A 17,149-nucleotide genomic window follows, 5' to 3' on the forward strand; every position below is an offset into this window, starting at 1 on the left:
ACGTCAGGCGCGCGAGACAAGATCCCGCAGGGCGGCGACGAGGCGGTCGACGTGCTCCGAGGTGGTGCCGATGCCGATGGAGGCGCGGACGGCGGAGGCGGTGACGTCGTCGCAGCCGCCGTCCTTGGCGCCGAGGAGGTGGCGGACGAAGGGGTGGGCGCAGAACTTGCCGTCGCGGACGCCGATGCCGTGGTCGGCGGAGAGCGTCTCGGCGACCTCGCGGGCGGTGAATCCCGCCACGACGAAGGAGACGATGCCGACGCGGGGGTGGTCCGGGCCCCACAGGGACAGCTCCTGGACGCCCGGGACGGTGGCCAGGCCCGCGCGCAGGCGGCCGAGGAGACGCTCCTCCTCGCGGACCAGCGCGTTCCACCCGGTGGCGCTCAGGGCGTCGCAGGCGGCGGCCAGCGCGACGGCGCCCAGGACGTTCGGGGTGCCGGCCTCGTGGCGGGCCTCGGGGTCGTCGTGCCAGTCGGTCTCGCCGTCGTTCACGGCCCGGACCGCGCCGCCGCCCCTGAGGTACGGCTCCGCCTCCGCCAGCCAGTCGGCGCGGCCGACCAGCGCGCCGGTGCCGAACGGGGCGTAGAGCTTGTGGCCGGAGAAGACCACGTAGTCGAGGTCGAGCGCGGTCAGGTTGAGGGGCCGGTGCGGGACGAGCTGGGCGGCGTCGACGAGGATGCGGGCGCCGTGGCGGTGGGCGATGTGGGCCAGCGCGGCGATCGGCCACAGCTCGCCGGTGACGTTGGAGGCGGCGGTCACCACCAGCAGCTTGGAGCCGTCGATCGCGGCCAGGGCCTCGTCGGCGGCGCGCACGGCCTCGCCGGGGAAGGCCGGGGGCGCCAGCCGCACCGCGTCACCCCAGGGCAGGAGCGAGGCGTGGTGCTCGGTGTCGAAGACCACGGCGGTGGTCCCCTCGGGCAGGCTGCGGGCCAGCAGGTTGGTCGCGTCGGTGGTGTTGCGGGTGAAGATCACCGAGTCGTCGGGGCGGGCCCCGACGAAGGCGCGGACGGTGTGCCGGGCCTGCTCGTAGCGGGCCGTGGTGAGCTGGGACGCGTACCCGGCGCCGCGGTGGACGCTGGAGTAGGCCGGGAGCGCGGCGGCGACGGCGGCGCTCACCGGCTCCAGACAGGGGGCGCTGGCGGCGTAGTCGAGGTTGGCGTAGCGGACGAGCCTGCCGCCCCTGACCGGGACCTCCAGGTCCGAGCCGAGCACCGCGGGGATCGGCCGGTCGCCGGACGGGCGGGTCGCGGGGACGGCCGGGACCGCGGAGGCGTCCGGAGCCGCGGGAACGCCCGGGGCGGCGGCGTCGGCGGCGGTGGCAGCGGTGAGGATCGTCAGTGTGGACACGCCGGGGCTCCTTCGAGGTCGTCGGACCCCAAGCCGTGGCGTTGGTGCGTGGAGCCCGCGCTTGCCCGGCACACCTCGTGCCGGACCAGGTCTTCACCCGGGGCACCCCGCCGCGGACGCGAGGGTTGCCGGCCAGCGAGCCGGGGCTTGTCACTGGCACTCATGACCTACGCCGGAACTATAACCGACTCCCCGCCGCATCTCGCAAGCCCGAAATGTGACCAGACCGGTATCCGGGCAGGAACTCAGAGCGCTCGCCAGTCGTCCAGGCAGTCAATGGTGAGAGCCGGTTGAGGCCGACAACCGACGGAGGAGGCGTAAATGGACTGGGTGACCAACCCGGAGATATGGATAGGGTTCTTCACCCTTGTCGCTCTGGAGATCGTTCTGGGGATCGACAACATCATCTTCATCTCGATCCTGGTGGGGAAGCTCCCCGAAGAACAGCGTGACAGGGCGCGCAAGCTCGGTCTTCTCGTCGCCCTGCTGAGCCGGCTGGCCCTGCTGCTGGCGCTGTCGTGGGTGGTGCGGCTCACGAACCCGCTCTTCGAGGTCTTCGGGCAGGGGATATCCGGGCGCGACCTGATCCTGATATTCGGCGGCCTGTTCCTGCTGGGCAAGAGCGTCTACGAGATGCACGACAGCCTGGAGGGCAAGTCCGGCCATGCGGGCGGCAAGGTGGCCGCCTCCTTCACCGCCGTGATCGTCCAGATCATGATCCTCGACATCATCTTCTCGCTCGACTCGGTGATCACCGCGGTGGGCATGGTCGACGAGCTCGCCGTCATGATCGCCGCCGTCATCGTCTCCGTCGTCGTGATGCTGGTCGCGTCCGGGCCGATCAGCCGCTTCGTGGACCGGCACCCGAGCATCAAGATGCTTGCCCTGTCCTTCCTGGTGCTGATCGGCGTCGTGCTGATCGCCGAGGGCCTTGAGCAGCACATCTCCAAGGGCTACATCTACTTCGCGATGGCGTTCTCGCTCGTCGTGGAGTTGCTCAACATCCGGATGCGCGGCAAGGCGGGCAGGGAGGAGCCGGTCGAGCTGCACCGTCGCTACCAGGCCGAGGGGCAGACGGGCGAACAGGCCGGCTCCTAGACACCTCCCCGGGTCTCCCGGTCCCCTGCTTCCGGACGGGGTCGGCCGGACCGGCTCCCCGGCGGGACTCTCGGGGGTGGCCGGTGGATGGGAGACCTTTGAGGTGGGGATTACGATGCTTAAGTGCACTTTGATCCTTGGAGTCCGGAGTTCATCGCCCATCCGTACGACGTCTACGACGAACTGAGGCGGGAGCGGCCGGTCAGCTTCTTCGAGCCGACCGGCCAATGGCTGATCGCCCGGCACGCCGACGTCAACGCGTTGCTGCGCGACCGCAGGCTCGGCCGGTCCTACCTGCACGTGGCCACCCACCAGGAGTTCGGCAGGCCGGACGATCCCGAGTTCCAGGACCCGTTCTGGCGGGTGATCAGGGCGGGCATGCTCGACGTCGAGCCGCCCGTCCACACCCGCCTGCGTCGGCTGGTCTCCAAGGCGTTCACTCCGCGCATGGTCGAGGCGCTCCGCCCCAAGGTCGCCCGGATCGCCGGCGAGCTCGTGGACGCGTTCGTCGAGCGGGGCGGGGGAGACCTGATCGCGGAGGTCGCCGAGCCGCTCCCGGTGACCGTGATCGCCGAGATGCTCGGCGTTCCCGAGGCCGACCGCCACCTGCTCCGGCCGTGGTCCGCCGACATCTGCGGCATGTACGAGCTCAACCCCTCCGTCGAGGCCCAGCACACCGCGGTGCGCGCCGCCCAGGAGTTCTCGGACTACCTGGTCGGGCTGGCCCGCGCCCGCCGCGCCGACCCCGGCGACGATCTCATCAGCGCGCTCGCCCTGGTCGCCGACGAGGGCGACCAGCTCACCGAGGAGGAACTGGTCGGCACCTGCGTGCTCCTGCTCAACGCCGGGCACGAGGCCACCGTCAACGTCACCGGCAACGGCTGGTGGTCGCTGTTCCGCAACCCGGCCGAGCTGGAGCGACTCCGCGCGGACCACGGTCTGCTGCCCACGGCGATCGAGGAGCTGATGCGCTGGGACACGCCGCTGCAGATGTTCGAGCGCTGGGTGCTGGAGGACATCTCGGTGGGTGGGGTGGACATCCCGCGCGGTACGGAGGTGGCGCTGCTGTTCGGCTCCGCCAACCGCGACCCCGAGGTCTTCGCCGACCCCGACCGCCTCGACGTGAGCCGGGCCGAGAACCCGCACATCTCCTTCGGCGCCGGCATCCACTTCTGCCTGGGCGCCCCGCTGGCCCGGATCGAACTGGCCGAGTCGTTCGGCGCTCTGCTGCGCAAGGCGCCGACGATGGAACTCGTCGCCGAACCGTCCTGGGGCCCGGGTTACATCATCCGCGGGTTGCGCTCCCTCCAGGTGACCACCTGACCCCCTGACCGCCTGCCGTACCGCCGACGTGCCGGGACGGCCCGGCCGGCGCCCCGCGGGCACCGCTGTCCACCCGCCGCCCGGCGGTCGTCCGGCGGGGCCGGGCGCCGGGTCAGGCGCGGCTCTGCGCCAGCCAGCCGAACCCGCCGAACCCCTCGGCGGCGATCAGCTCCGCCTCCTCGGAGGCCCTGGCCAGGGCCTGCAGGTAACCACGGGGGTCGTCGCGGGCATGCTCGACGGACGGGCGGCGCCCGGTGACGCCCAGCGCGCGCAGGGCCTCGCGCTGGGTGGTCAGTGCCGTCGTGGCGGCCCCCGCCCGCCTCCCGGCGTCCGCGCAGGCGTCCAGCGCCACGTGAGCGGTGATGTCGCACGAGCCGTCGGGCACCGGCGCGACCGTCGCGCCGTCGCGGTACCCGGCCAGCGTGCCGTAGGGCGGGCGGTCGTCGCGGGAGTGGGCGTAGTCGATCGCGATCGCCCGGCCCCGCGCGAGCCGGGCGATCACCGCAGCCCAGGCTTCGTCGCGCGGCCTGCCGATCTCGGCCCGTTCGCCCGCGGTCCGCATCGGCCACCAGCGGCCCAGCCACGCCAGGTCCTCCTCGGTGGGCCTGCCGCCCAGCCGCTCCTCGCCGTCGGCGAGGTTGACCTGGACCAGCCGGGGCCCGTCGGCCGTCTGCTCGACGACGTCGACGGGGACGTTGTCCAGCCACTCGTTGGCGATCACCAGGCCGTGGATCGCGTCCGGCACGAGCCGCGCCCAGACGATCTCCTCGGGCAGCCGCGACGGCCGGGGAGCCAGGTCGACCGCGGTCACCCGGAGTCTCGACCGCAGTCCGGGCGGGGCGGCGGCCAGCACGCCGGAGGCCAGCCTGCCCTCACCGGCGCCGACGTCGACGAGGTCGAGCACGGCGGGACGGCCCAGGGCCTCGTCCACCGCCGTGAGCTCGCGCAGCACGGCCTCGGCGAAGACGGGGGAGGCCCCGACCGAGGTGCGGAAATGCCCGGAGGGGCGCTCTCGAAGGTAGAAACCGCTCTCGCCGTAGAGTGCCTGCTCCATCGCGGCACGCCAGGTGAGCCACACGTCCGCCGACGTCACCCGCCGTGGAGAGGGGACGAGATCGCCGCGCGCTGACGCTTCGAGTGAATACATGACTGCATTCTGTCACTGATTTGCACAGGCGTTGTCGACGTCCCGGCAACCGGCGGCGACGCCCCGTACGGTCGTTCGGCGCGTGCCTTGGCGCGGTTGCGGCGACCCGGCCCGTTACGCTGGTCAATCGGGTACGGAGCCCCACATGGCCGAAGGACGTGACGTCATGGACGCAGTGGATCGCCCGGCACGTCTGGCCGTCGGGGTGGTCGGAACGGGAAAGGTCGGTTCGGCGCTCGGCGCCGCCCTCGCCCGGGCGGGTCACCGGATCGTCGCGGCGAGCGGCGTCTCCGACGCCTCCAGGGAGCGGGCGGTCGAGCGGCTCGGGCTCGTTCCCACCCGGCCCGAGGACGTGGTGGCCCAGTCCGACCTCGTCCTGCTGACGGTCCCCGACGACGTGCTGCCCGACCTGGTCTCCGGCCTGGCGGGCACCGGCGTCGACCTGCGCGGCAAGCTGGTGGCCCACACCAGCGGCGCGTACGGCCTGTCGGTGCTCAACCCGGCGGTCAAGGCCGGGGCCCTGCCGCTGGCGCTCCACCCGGTGATGACCTTCACCGGCCGCGACGACGACCTGCGCCGCCTGACCGGCATCTCCTACGGGGTCACCGCGCCCGAACCGCTCCGCCCGGTGGCCGAGGCCCTGGTCATCGAGATGGAGGGTGAGCCGGTCTGGATCGCCGACGACGACCGGGCGCTCTACCACGCGGCCCTGGCGGGCGCGGCCAACCACATGGTGACGCTCATCGCGGAGTCGTCCGAGCTGCTGGAGCGGATCGGCGTGGAGCAGCCCGGCCGGATGCTCGGCCCGCTCCTCGGCGCGGCCCTGGACAACGTGCTGAGGCTCGGCATCGCCGGACTGACCGGCCCGGTGGTGCGCGGCGACGCCGGCACCGTCCGCAAGCACGTGGACGCGCTCATCCTCGCCGCCCCCGAGGCCGCGGACGCCTACGTGGCGCTCGCCAGGCTCACGGCGGACCGGGCGCTGGCGGCCGGGCTGCTCAAGCCCGAGGCCGCCGAGCGCCTCCTGGACGCCCTGGGAGGCAACATATGGACGTGACGTCCTCCCGGCCCTGAAGAGGCCGGAACTCCCGGCCGGAGCCGGGTGGTTCGCGGCTCACGGCCCCGCCCGGCGGCTGGAGGGCTCCTCGGACCGGCACCCCGGGGCGGTCGGACAGCGCCGGCTTGGCCATCATCGGTCCACGCAGTGCAGCCACCACCGATACCGTCAGGAGACCACAATGCAGAATCCCTCCGTGTCCCCTCCCCGTCCCGAAGAGCGGGGCCTGCACGCCCGGGGTGCCCGATGATCGTGACGCGCGACCGCGCCGGGCTGGTCAAGGAGCGCGAGACGCTGGGGGTCGGCGCGGGCGGGGCCACGCTCGGGCTGGTGCCGACCATGGGGGCGCTGCACGAGGGCCACCGCTCGCTCCTCCGGCTGGCCCACGAGAAGGCCGACCACGTGGCGGTGAGCATCTTCGTGAACCCGCTCCAGTTCGGCCCCGCCGAAGATTACTCCCGCTACCCCCGCACGTTCGACGCCGACCTGGAGGTCTGCGCGGAGGAGGGGGTGAGCCTGGTGTTCGCCCCGGCCCCGGAGGACATGTACCTGCCGGACCGGCAGGTCGGCGTCTCCGCGGGCCGGATGGGCGCGATCGTCGAGGGCGAGTTCCGCCCCGGGCACCTCGACGGTGTGCTGACCGTGGTGCTGAAGCTGTTCAATCTGGTCCGGCCCGATCTGGCGGTGTTCGGGCAGAAGGACGCCCAGCAGCTGGCGATGATCCGCCGGATGGTCGCCGACCTCGATGTGCCCGTCTCCATCGTGGGGGCGCCCACCGTCCGCGAGCCCGACGGGCTGGCGCTGTCCAGCCGCAACCGCTACCTGTCGAGGGACGACCGCGCGGTGGCCCTGGCCCTGTCCAGGGCTCTGGCGGCCGGAGCGGCCCGGCGGACGCCCGAGGAGGTCCGCCGGGCCGCCCGGGCCGTCCTGGCGGCCGAGCCGGCGCTGGCCGTCGACTACCTGGTCCTGGTCCACCCGGCGACCTTCGAGGAGGTCGGCGACGACCACTCGGGCGAGGCGATCCTCGCGGTGGCCGCGAAGGTGGGCTCCACCAGGTTGATCGACAACGTCACGGTCACCCTCTGAGCTCCGCCGCTCCGTCCCCCTACCCTCCGAACCTCCCCACCCCTGCCTCCGGGTTCGCGCCTGTCCGGGTTCGCGCCCGGCCGCCCTCGTGCCTGTGCGGGTTCGCGCCTGTCCGGGTTGCACCTGTGCGGGTTTGCGCCTTCCGGCTCCGGAGCCGGAAGGCCACCCCGGGGAACAGCCGCCGTCCGGGCCGCGTTATCGTCACATTGACGAAATTAACGGCCTCTAATGATCCCCGCGAGGAGGCGGCAATGGGCATCCCGGCCATCCCCCAGAGGTTGACCGCGCCCGCCCCGGGTTGGACGGTCCAGGCGGACGTGGTCGTGGTCGGCTCCGGCATCGCGGGGCTCACCCTGGCGCTCCGGTACGCCGATCTCGACCCCGAGGCGAAGGTCCTGGTCGTCACCAAGGACGTCCTGTCGGCCGGGTCCACCCGCTGGGCCCAGGGCGGCATCGCCGCCGTACTCGACCCGGGGGACACCCCCGCCGAGCACCTGTCCGACACGCTCATCGCGGGTGTGGGCCTGTGCGACGAGGAGGCCGTCCGGGTCCTGGTGACGGAGGGGCCCGACGCCCTGCGCGGCCTCATCGCGGCCGGCGCCCGCTTCGACACCGACGACTCCGGCGAGCTCCAGCTCACCAGGGAGGGCGGCCACCGGCGCAACCGCATCGTGCACGCGGGCGGCGACGCCACCGGCGCCGAGGTGCAGCGGGCGCTCGTCCAGGCCGTCCGCGAGTCGGCGATCGAGGTGATCGAGCACGCTCTCGTCCTGGACCTGCTCAAGGACGCCGGCGGTCGCGCCGCCGGCGTCACCCTCCACGTCATGGGCGAGGGCGAGCGCGACGGCGTGGGCGCGGTCACGGCCGGGTCCGTGGTGCTGGCCACCGGCGGCATGGGCCAGGTCTACGCCGCCACCACCAACCCCGTCGTCTCCACCGGAGACGGCGTGGCGCTCGCGCTGCGGGCCGGCGCCGTGGTCAGGGACCTGGAGTTCGTCCAGTTCCACCCGACCGTCCTGTGGCTCGGTGAGGACTCCACCGGCCAGCAGCCGCTGATCTCGGAGGCGGTCAGGGGCGAGGGCGCGGTGCTGGTCGACGCCGACGGCACCGGATTCATGAAGGACGTCCACGAGCTCGCGGACCTCGCGCCCCGCGACGTCGTGGCCAAGGCGATCATGCGGCGGATGCGCGAGACCGGCGCCGACCACATGTACCTCGACGCCCGCCACTTCGGCGAGGAGAAGTGGCGCACCCGCTTCCCCACGATCCACGCGGTCTGCCTGGAGTACGGCATCGACCCGGTCACCGATCTCATCCCCGTCGCCCCCGCCGCCCACTACGCCAGCGGCGGCGTCCGCACCGACCTGCACGGCCGCACCAGCGTGCCGGGCCTGTACGCGTGCGGCGAGGTGGCGTGCACCGGCGTGCACGGTGCCAACCGGCTGGCCTCCAACTCCCTGCTGGAGGGCCTGGTCTTCGCCGGGCGCATCGCCGCCGACATCCACCGGGCACGGCGGGCCGCGTCCGGCGAGGGCGGTACGCGGCCCGGTGAGCCGGTTCCCGACGACCGCCCCGCCGGCCTGATCGACCCCAGGGCCAGGGCGAGGATCCAGGGGCACATGAGCCGCGGGGCGAGCGTGCTGCGCAGCGAGGAGTCCCTGAGCGAGGTCGCCAGGGCCCTGCTGAACGTCCGGTGGACCCCGGTGGCGGTCGAGCCGTGCACCGAGTCGTGGGAGACCACCAACCTGCTGACCGTCGCCTCCGCGCTCGTGGCGGCGGCGCGCGGCCGCCGGGAGACCCGGGGGTCGCACTGGCGCGAGGACTTCTCCGAGCGAAACGATGCCTGGTGGCTGGGCCATCTCGACGTGACCCTGACAGCGGAGGGAACGACCATGACATACGTGCCGCACGGGCAGCGCGCGACCACGCTGCCGCCCCAGGTGGAGGCGGACCTGATCGAGGCGGGCCTGGACCCGGTCGCGGTGACGGCGGTCCTCGCCGCGGCCGCCGCCGAGGACGTCCAGGAGGCGGGTGACGTCACCAGCCTGGCCACCATCCCGGCGGACCGGGTCGACACCGCCGACGTGGTGGCCCGCGCGGACGGCGTGGTCGCCGGGCTCGCCGTCGCCGAGGGCGCCTTCTCCCACCTGAGCCGGGGCCGCCTGGTGGCCGAGCGCATGGTCAAGGACGGCGAGCACGTCCGCCGCGGCGATGTGCTGATGACCGTCACCGGTCCCACGCGGGACCTGCTGACGGCCGAGCGGACCGCGCTCAACATCCTCACCCACCTGTCCGGCATCGCGACCCTGACCGCCCGCTGGGTCCGGGCCGTGGAGGGCACCGGGGCCGCCGTCCGCGACAGCCGCAAGACGCTCCCGGGACTGCGGGCTCTGGAGAAGTACGCCGTGCGGTGCGGCGGCGGCGTCAACCACCGCATGTCGCTTTCCGACGCAGCCCTGATCAAGGACAATCACGTGGTGGCCTCCGGCGGGGTCGCCGAGGCGTTCCGGGCGGTCCGGGACGCCTACCCGGACCTGCCGATCGAGGTGGAGGTCGACCGGATCGACCAGATCGAGCCGGTGCTGGCCGAGGGAGCGGAGGAGATCCTGTTGGACAATTTCACCGTCGACCAGCTGGCGGAGGCCGTACGCCTCGTGGCCGGCCGGGCGCGGCTGGAGTCCAGCGGAGGCTTGACCCTGGAGACCGCTCGTGATGTAGCTGAAACAGGCGTTGACTACCTTGCCGTGGGCGCGCTCACGCACTCGGCGCCGGCGCTGGACATCGCCTTGGACCTTCGGGGGAACTGATGCTGCTTGCCATCGACGTCGGCAACACCCACACCGTCCTCGGCCTCTTCGAGGGCGACGAAGTCATCGAGCACTGGCGGATCGCCACCGACGCCCGGCGCACGGCGGACGAGATCGCCGTCGTGCTCCAGGGGCTGCTCGGGCAGTCGCCGCTGCTCAAGGGGGCGGACGTCAACGGCATCGCGATCTGCTCCACCGTGCCCTCGGTGCTCAACGAGATGCGGGAGATGTGCCGCCGTTACTACGGCGACGTGACCGCGGTGATCGTCGAGCCGGGCGTCCGCACCGGCGTGCCGGTCCGCATGGACAACCCGAAGGAGGTCGGCAGCGACCGCATCGTCAACGCGCTGGCGGCCATCCAGCTCTACGGCGGGCCGTGCATCATCGTCGACTTCGGCACCGCGACCTCCTTCGACGCGGTCTCGGCCAAGGGCGAGTACGTCGGCGCGGTGACCGCGCCCGGCATCGAGATCTCGGTGGACGCGCTGGCCGCGGCGGGCGCGCAGCTGCACAAGGTGGAGCTGATCCGCCCCCGCTCGGTGATCGCGAAGAACACGGTCGAGGCGCTCCAGGCGGGCATCATCTACGGCTTCGCCGGTCAGGTCGACGGGATCGTCGAGCGGATGGCGGCCGAGCTGGCCGACGACCCCGACGACGTCACCGTGGTCGCCACCGGCAGTGCCGCGCCGCTCGTGGTCGACGAGGCGCGCTCGATCGACATCCACGAGCCCTGGCTCACGCTGATCGGCCTGCGCCTGATCTACCACCGCAACACGGCCTGAGGGCCGCCGAAAGCGTGACGACCTCGCGGGGTTCGCCACATCGGTACCCTTTGGAACTGTGACCGATGAAGTGACGAACCCCGTCGAGGATCTGCCGGAGCAGATGCGCGTCCGCCGGGACAAGCTCGACCGACTCCGCTCGGAAGGCGTCGACCCCTACCCGGTGAACTTCCCGCGCACCGCGACCAACGCCGAGATCCGCGAGAAATACGCCGATCTCCCCGCTGACACCGCGACCGGCGACAAAGTGGGCGTCACCGGTCGCGTCATGCTGTCGAGGACCGGCGGCAAGCTCTGCTTCGCCACCATCCGCGACGGCTCCGCCGACCTCCAGATCATGATCTCCCTGGACAAGGTGGGCGAGGAGTCCCTGGCCGCGTGGAAGCGCGACGTCGACCTCGGCGACCACGTGGGCATCGAGGGCGAGGTCATCACCTCGCGCCGCGGCGAGCTGTCCATCCTCGCCGACCGCTGGGCGATCACTTCCAAGTGCCTGCGTCCCCTGCCGGAGAAGCACGCGGGCCTCACCGACCCCGAAGCGCGCGTCCGCATGCGCTACGTCGACCTCATCGTCAACGACGAGGCCCGGAAGATGGCCTACACCCGCAGCGCCGTGGTGCGGGCCGTGCGCGACTTCTGGTACGAGGAGGGCTATCTGGAGGTCGAGACCCCGATGCTCCAGCCGATCCACGGCGGAGCCGCGGCACGGCCTTTCAAGACCCACATCAACGCCTACGACATGGAGCTCTACCTCCGCATCGCGATCGAGCTCTACCTCAAGCGGCTCGTGGTCGGCGGCATCGAGAAGGTCTTCGAGATCAACCGCAACTTCCGCAACGAGGGCGCGGACGCCACCCACAACCCCGAGTTCACCATGCTCGAGGCGTACGGGACGTACCTCGACTACAACGACATGGCGGACCTGACCCAGCGGATGATCCAGAAGGCGGTCGTGGCCGCCCTGGGCCACTCCGTGGTCCACCACCACGGCCGGGAGATCGACCTGGGTCTGGAGAAGTGGCCGCGGATCACCCTGTACGGGTCGGTCTCCGAGGCGCTGGGCGAGGAGATCACGACCGAGACGTCCCTGGAGCGGGTCCGCAAGCTCGCGGACGCACGCGAGATCCACTGGGAACCCAAGTGGGGTCAGGGCAAGCTCGTCCAGGAGATCTTCGAGGCCCTCGTCGAGCACACGCTCGTCCAGCCCACGTTCGTCATGGACTACCCGCTGGAGACCTCCCCGCTGACCCGCCAGCACCGCGACAACCCGCTCCTCACCGAGAAGTGGGACCTGATCGGGTTCGGCACCGAGCTCGCCACCGCCTACTCGGAGCTGGTCGACCCGGTCGAGCAGCGCCGCCGCCTCACCGAGCAGTCCCTGCTCGCCGCGGGCGGCGACGCGGAAGCCATGCAGCTCGACGAGGACTTCCTCACCGCGCTGGAGTACGCCATGCCGCCCACCGGTGGCATGGGGCTCGGCATCGACCGGCTCATCATGGCCTTCACCGGTAAGAACATCCGCGAGACCATCCTGTTCCCGCTGGTCAAGCCGGCGGGCTGAGCCCCACGGGCGGGGCCGCCGAACCCCGCCCGGGTGAAATTCCTCCGGTACGGCGGCGCCGGACCGGCCGGTGCCGGATCCGGCGCCGCCACGGGCGCCGGCACCTCTCCGGGCGGGCCGGCGGTGTCCGGCCACGCCCCGGCACCTCTCCGGGCGGGCCGGCCGCGTCCGGCCACGCCCCGGCACCTCGCCGCTGTGGATCGGCGTTCCGCGCGACTCCGCGTCCTGAGGGACGAGCCCGGTGGCAAGCCGGGGCGGCGGATCGTAACGGTGAGACTTCTCCGCCGTCCGCAGCGCGCCGGCGAAGCCAGGGGCGGGCGGGCCGTACCCGGGAGGTCGAGGACGCCCGCCGCGCTCCCGGCTCCCCGCCCAATTGCGGTCGCGTTACCGCATGGCGCGAAAACCGCATTTCACCCGTGCTCTATACCGCGGGGCGGTTGGCCCTCGGGGATAGTCGCCGAATGCCGCAAAGGCGCTCGCGTGGCCTTCCCATTGGAGGATGATTTCCCCGGTACCGTCAAGCCGGCGGGTGACGTGGCGGCCGAAGAGCGCCGGAAGTAGATCGTCTTTTCCGGGGAAATGCCGCGGGGCCGTGCCCGTCCCGCCGTGGGCCTGCGGGGATCCCCGCGACGACGGCTCCGGCGAAAGTTTGTTCTGTGAAGGCTCCGATTGCCGCAGCCGGCGGGCGGTTGCGGGCCTGCGCCTCGGCGTTGCCACGACTTAACCACAAAGGCGCTGACATATCATGAGTACTTCACGTTGCACGTACTATGTCAATAGCGCGCGCGCCCCATGAAGGGCGGAACTTGACGACCTTTGAACGAGGCGTTTACCGTTCCTGACGGGCGGTATTGATTCCCGGCGTCTTCACGTCCGGATTCCTGTAGTGGGGGGAGTGACTCTAGATGGCATATCCGGAAGTGGATTCGCGCCATGGCGACAGCCCCCTGGGCCTGAGCGATATCAGTCTCAGCGACGATGACCTCGTGCTGCTGGCGGAGCTCGCCAAGGGCGTCACCGTCGACCGGGTGGGGCGCCGTCTCGACATCAGCGGCCGGACCGTCAGGCGCAGGCTCAGGGGCATCTGCGACCGCATCGGCGTCGCCACGGCGATCGAGGCCGTGGCCTGGGCGGCCCGCCGCCGCCTCATCTAGACATCCGCGTCGCCGGGGCCCCGGCGGACGGCCGTCCGTCCCCGCGCGCCGCCCAGGCGGCGTGACAGGGCCGTGCGGAGGCCCCGGACCGTCCGCACGGGAGCCGAAGTCGCGCTCGGTCGCACTCCGGTGCGGAGGCGAAGACCTGACGCGGCCCCGCCGCGCCCGCCCGGACGGGATCAGTCGGCGATGCGCACGCCGCCGGCGAAGGGCCGGTTCTCGATGCTGGCGATGTGGATGACGTCACCGGTGCGCGGCGCGTGGACCATCAGGCCGCCGCCGATGTAGATCCCCACGTGGTGCAAGTCGTTGTAGAAGAAGACCAGGTCGCCCGGGCGTAGCTGGTCTTTGGAGATGCGGGTGCCGGCGGCCCACTGGTCACCGGTGTAGTGCGGCAGGCTGATGCCGACCTTCTGGTAGGCCCACATGACCAGTCCGGAGCAGTCGAAGCCGTGGGGGCCCTCGGCGCCCCAGACGTAGGGCTTGAGCTGCTGGGTGAGTGCCCAGCGGGCGGCCTCGGCGGCCTTGCCGCTGCCCGGGATGGGCACGTCGACCTTCACCCGGGCGCCCCGGCCGCTGGCGGCCCGCTCCCGGACCTCGCTGAACAGGCTGCTCTCGACCCGCGCGACCAGGCGCTCGATCCTGGTGCGCTTCTTGTCGATGTCGGCCAGGAGCTTCTCGACCTCGTCGGTTCTGGCCTTGGCGCTGGCCTGCGCCTGCTGGGCGGCCTCGATCGCCCGGCCCACCTGGGCGACCTCCTCGCTCTGCTGCTGTTGCAGGGCGTAGGCGGTGGTGGCCTGGTCGAGGAAGGCGTCGGGGTCGGTCGCCTGGCTGAAGGCGAGACCGGGGCTCAGACCGCCCGACATGTAGTTGCTCTGGGCCAGGAGGGTGGCCTTGGTGCGCCGGGCCTCCAGCTCGGACTCGCTGACCGCGAGGGTCTTCTTGGCGCTTTCGGCGGCGCGCTGCGCCTGCTTGAGCTTGACCCGCTCCCCGTTGTACTGCTCGGTGAGCATGCCGATCTCGTTGTGCAGCTTCTCGGCCTGGTCGGCCAGTTCCTGGAGGCTGGGCTGGGGGTCGGCGGTGGCCGCGACGAGCGGGGTGCCGAAGGTCAGGGCGGCGAAGGCCAGCCCGATGACCGCGATGCGGCGACGGAGCCCGCGCGATGTGCGTTCTCGACCGCGGGCGTCACGGCCCGCATGTCCTTGTCCGCGGCCGCGCGTGCGCTTCACCAACAGGCTCCTCTCCTCGGCCGCCTACCGGGTTAGCTGACGGGTTCGGGCCGGAGGCAGCCCTACCAGGTGCGCCGGTGGCACCCGGATTCACCCCGGGGACTTCGTGGAGAAGGTGGGTCCCCGGCTCCCCCGGGGGCGGGGGATTCGGCGGGTCAGGCTTTCACGTCTCTGACATCGAGCACGGACATTAGTGCACCGGAGGTTCTTGCTCAACCAGAACTGCGAACCTGGTAGAGCTCGCGCAACTGAAATGTCACGGAAGGATCACGTCATGTCAAGGTCCCCGTGCCCATTACGCTGCCTTTCTCTTTCGCGCGACGTGTGTGACGTCTGTCGTCGCAGGTCCGAAGGGAGACGGAAGATGAGATACGACACACTCGTGATCCGTGGGGGTCGTGGGGGAATCCGGCGGCGAACGGTCATCCGGCGGTAGCGAGGGGAAGTTTAAGGATGAGCCGTAATTAAGGTTCACCGAGGACGTACGCTGATCAGTCATGGACCAGGTTGCGGAGCATTCCCCCGTCGTGGCCGCGGACGCCGTCGCGAGCGGGGAGCGGCCCTCTCGATCCGGGGGGGAGAAGGCGGAGCGGGCCCCGTCCGGCCCGGGGGCCGCCGGGGTCGTCGTCCGCCGTGCCCGCACCCCGGACGTCCGCGCCATCCGCCGGCTCGTCGACACTTACGGCGGGGCCGGCCCGCGCCTGCTGGAGAAGGCCACCGTCACCCTCTACGAGGACATCCAGGAGTTCTGGGTCGCCACCGACGGGACGGGGCGGGTCCTCGGCTGCGGGGCGCTCCATGTGCTCTGGGAGGACCTCGCCGAGATCCGCACCGTCGCGGTCGACCCCGACTGCCGGGGGATGGGGATCGGCCACCGGATCGTCTCGGCGCTCATCCGCACCGCCGTGGAACTGGGTCTGCGGCGGGTCTTCTGCCTCACCTTCGAGGTCGACTTCTTCGCCCGCCACGGATTCCGGGAGATCCAGGGCACGCCCGTCTCACCGGAGGTCTACGCGGAGCTTCTCGCGTCGTACGACGAAGGCGTCGCCGAGTTCCTCGACCTGGAGCACGTCAAGCCCAACACCTTGGGAAACACCCGCATGCTGCTTCATCTGACACGCGAGCCGGACTCTCCTGACAGTGGGGCTGACTCAACGGAAAGGTGACTGTTGATACCTATCTCGATACCTTGTGCAGCAGCAAGCATGTGAGTCTGACATATGCCACATGCGCAGTCTAAGTGAGGTGACGCGGTGAGCACCGGACAGCCGCCGTATCCACAGGATGATCCCGACCGCGATCGCACACCGTCGGGACAGCCGGATTACGGACAGCACAACGTGGGTCGAGCCCCCGGTCAGCACGACCCCGATGTGACAGTTGTGGGATATCGGTCGGAGGCCTCACAGCCGAACACCGGTCCCGGTCAGGCCCAGCCCGGCTACGGGCAGCAGGGGTACGGCCAGCAGCCCGGTTACGGTCAGCAGCAGGGGTACGGGCAGCAGCCCGGCTACGGGCAGCAGGCTCAGCCCGGCTACGGCCAGCAGGCCGCCCAGCCGGGTTACGGGCAGCAGGCCGCCCAGCCCGGCTATGGCCAGCAGGCCGCCCAGCCCGGCTACGGGCAGCAGGGGTACGGCCAGCAGCCCGGCTACGGCCAGCAGGGCGCCACGGGCGCGTACGGCCAGCAGCCCGGCTACGGGCAGCAGGCTCAGCCCGGCTACGGCCAGCAGGCCGCCCAGCCGGGTTACGGGCAGCAGGCCGCCCAGCCCGGCTATGGCCAGCAGGGGTACGGCCAGCAGGCCGACTACGGCCAGCAGCAGTCGTACGGGCAGCCCGACTACGGCCAGCCGGGTTACGGGCAGCAGGCCGCCCAGCCGGGTTACGGGCAGCAGGCTCAGCCCGGCTACGGCCAGCAGCCCGGCTACGCCCAGGCCTACGGCGGTCCTCCCGGTGCCCCCGCCCCCCTCGCGGAGTGGTGGCAGCGTCTGGTGGCGCGGATCATCGACGGGGTCATCCTGGCGATCCCGATCTTCATCCTCAGCCTCATCCTGGGCATCTTCTTCCTGGCGTCCAGCACCTACGATCTGTCGACCGGTGAGTACACCGCCGCGACCTCGATCGGCACCATCCTCACCGCGGTGCTCGCCGCGGGAATCTGCTTCGCCTACGAGTTCTTCATGCTCGGCAAGGGCGGCCAGACGGTCGGCAAGATGGTCATGGGCATCAAGGTCGTTCCCGTCGGCGCTGTCCTGCCGCCCGGCGGCCTGCCCTCCGGCGCCGCGCTGAAGCGCGCCGGCGTGCTCTACGGTCCGTACGCCCTGAACTGGGTGCCGTTCCTGAGCTGGGTCGTCAGCATCTTCGGCCTCGTCAACGTGCTGTGGCTGCTGTGGGACAGGCCCCTGCAGCAGGCGCTGCACGACAAGGTGGCCGAGACGGTCGTCGTCAAGATCAAGTAGTTCGGCGAAAAACGGGGCCGGCGGTCGAACCGCCGGCCCCTTTTCGTGCGCCGGTGAGAATGGGTGCACCCGGGGGCGGCCGGTAACGGTGCCGGGTAACGG

At 71.5% G+C, this 17,149-nt stretch carries 13 protein-coding genes and 2 riboswitches; of the genes, 10 read left to right on the plus strand and 3 right to left on the minus strand.

Annotation, left to right across the window (positions count from 1 at the left end; translation table 11 throughout):
- Positions 1-3: 3 nt before the first annotated feature.
- Complete coding sequence (locus ABD841_RS00800) at positions 4-1,347, minus strand: aminotransferase class V-fold PLP-dependent enzyme (protein WP_425581926.1); 1,344 nt, start codon at positions 1,345-1,347, stop codon at positions 4-6.
- 52 nt (positions 1,348-1,399) lie between these two features.
- Positions 1,400-1,515, minus strand: a riboswitch (SAM riboswitch).
- Between the two features lie 153 nt (positions 1,516-1,668).
- On the opposite strand from ABD841_RS00800, the gene ABD841_RS00805 reads away from it, so the two are divergent.
- The gene (locus tag ABD841_RS00805; protein WP_344966677.1) at positions 1,669-2,445 is read left to right on the plus strand and encodes a TerC family protein; all 777 of its coding nucleotides are present in this window, start codon (positions 1,669-1,671) and stop codon (positions 2,443-2,445) included.
- A gap of 123 nt (positions 2,446-2,568) precedes the next feature.
- Entirely contained in the window at positions 2,569-3,768 is a 1,200-nt protein-coding gene (locus ABD841_RS00810) for a cytochrome P450 (protein WP_344966679.1), read from the plus strand.
- A 112-nt stretch (positions 3,769-3,880) separates the two neighbouring features.
- Here the strand turns inward: ABD841_RS00810 and ABD841_RS00815 are convergent, their stop codons facing one another.
- On the minus strand, positions 3,881-4,915 hold the full coding sequence (locus ABD841_RS00815; protein WP_344966682.1) for an SAM-dependent methyltransferase: 1,035 nt from the start codon (positions 4,913-4,915) through the stop codon (positions 3,881-3,883).
- 166 nt (positions 4,916-5,081) lie between these two features.
- Between ABD841_RS00815 and ABD841_RS00820 the strand changes: the two genes are divergently transcribed.
- The 6 genes from ABD841_RS00820 to ABD841_RS00845 all read left to right on the plus strand — a co-directional run bounded on the left by ABD841_RS00820 (position 5,082) and on the right by ABD841_RS00845 (position 13,362).
- Positions 5,082-5,972 carry a Rossmann-like and DUF2520 domain-containing protein gene (locus ABD841_RS00820; RefSeq protein ID WP_344966684.1) on the plus strand — a complete coding sequence of 297 codons (891 nt, stop codon included), beginning with the start codon at positions 5,082-5,084 and terminating at the stop codon, positions 5,970-5,972.
- Positions 5,973-6,218: 246 nt separating this feature from the next.
- Complete coding sequence (gene panC / locus ABD841_RS00825; RefSeq protein WP_344966686.1) at positions 6,219-7,058, plus strand: pantoate--beta-alanine ligase; 840 nt, start codon at positions 6,219-6,221, stop codon at positions 7,056-7,058.
- Between the two features lie 251 nt (positions 7,059-7,309).
- Entirely contained in the window at positions 7,310-9,865 is a 2,556-nt protein-coding gene (locus ABD841_RS00830) for an L-aspartate oxidase (protein WP_344966688.1), read from the plus strand.
- Positions 9,865-10,647: a type III pantothenate kinase gene (locus ABD841_RS00835; RefSeq protein WP_344966690.1), complete on the plus strand. Its 783-nt coding sequence runs from the start codon at positions 9,865-9,867 to the stop codon at positions 10,645-10,647. Before ABD841_RS00830 ends, ABD841_RS00835 begins: the two co-directional genes overlap by 1 nt.
- Positions 10,648-10,705: 58 nt before the next feature.
- Positions 10,706-12,208, plus strand: coding sequence for a bifunctional lysylphosphatidylglycerol synthetase/lysine--tRNA ligase LysX (lysX, locus tag ABD841_RS00840; protein WP_344966692.1), 1,503 nt, complete (start codon positions 10,706-10,708; stop codon positions 12,206-12,208).
- 920 nt (positions 12,209-13,128) lie between these two features.
- A complete protein-coding gene (locus ABD841_RS00845) occupies positions 13,129-13,362 on the plus strand; it encodes a LuxR C-terminal-related transcriptional regulator (protein ID WP_344966694.1) in 234 nt (77 codons plus the stop codon).
- Between the two features lie 179 nt (positions 13,363-13,541).
- Here the strand turns inward: ABD841_RS00845 and ABD841_RS00850 are convergent, their stop codons facing one another.
- Positions 13,542-14,591: a C40 family peptidase gene (locus tag ABD841_RS00850; RefSeq protein WP_344966696.1), complete on the minus strand. Its 1,050-nt coding sequence runs from the start codon at positions 14,589-14,591 to the stop codon at positions 13,542-13,544.
- A gap of 5 nt (positions 14,592-14,596) precedes the next feature.
- Positions 14,597-14,754: riboswitch (cyclic di-AMP (ydaO/yuaA leader) on the minus strand.
- Between the two features lie 334 nt (positions 14,755-15,088).
- On the opposite strand from ABD841_RS00850, the gene ABD841_RS00855 reads away from it, so the two are divergent.
- Positions 15,089-15,757: an amino-acid N-acetyltransferase gene (locus ABD841_RS00855; RefSeq protein ID WP_344966698.1), complete on the plus strand. Its 669-nt coding sequence runs from the start codon at positions 15,089-15,091 to the stop codon at positions 15,755-15,757.
- Positions 15,758-15,964: 207 nt separating this feature from the next.
- A complete protein-coding gene (locus ABD841_RS00860; RefSeq protein WP_344966700.1) occupies positions 15,965-17,047 on the plus strand; it encodes an RDD family protein in 1,083 nt (360 codons plus the stop codon).
- Positions 17,048-17,149 lie beyond the last annotated feature (102 nt).

Source organism: Streptosporangium fragile, from assembly GCF_039534445.1.
Classification (GTDB): Bacteria; Actinomycetota; Actinomycetes; order Streptosporangiales; family Streptosporangiaceae; genus Streptosporangium; species Streptosporangium fragile.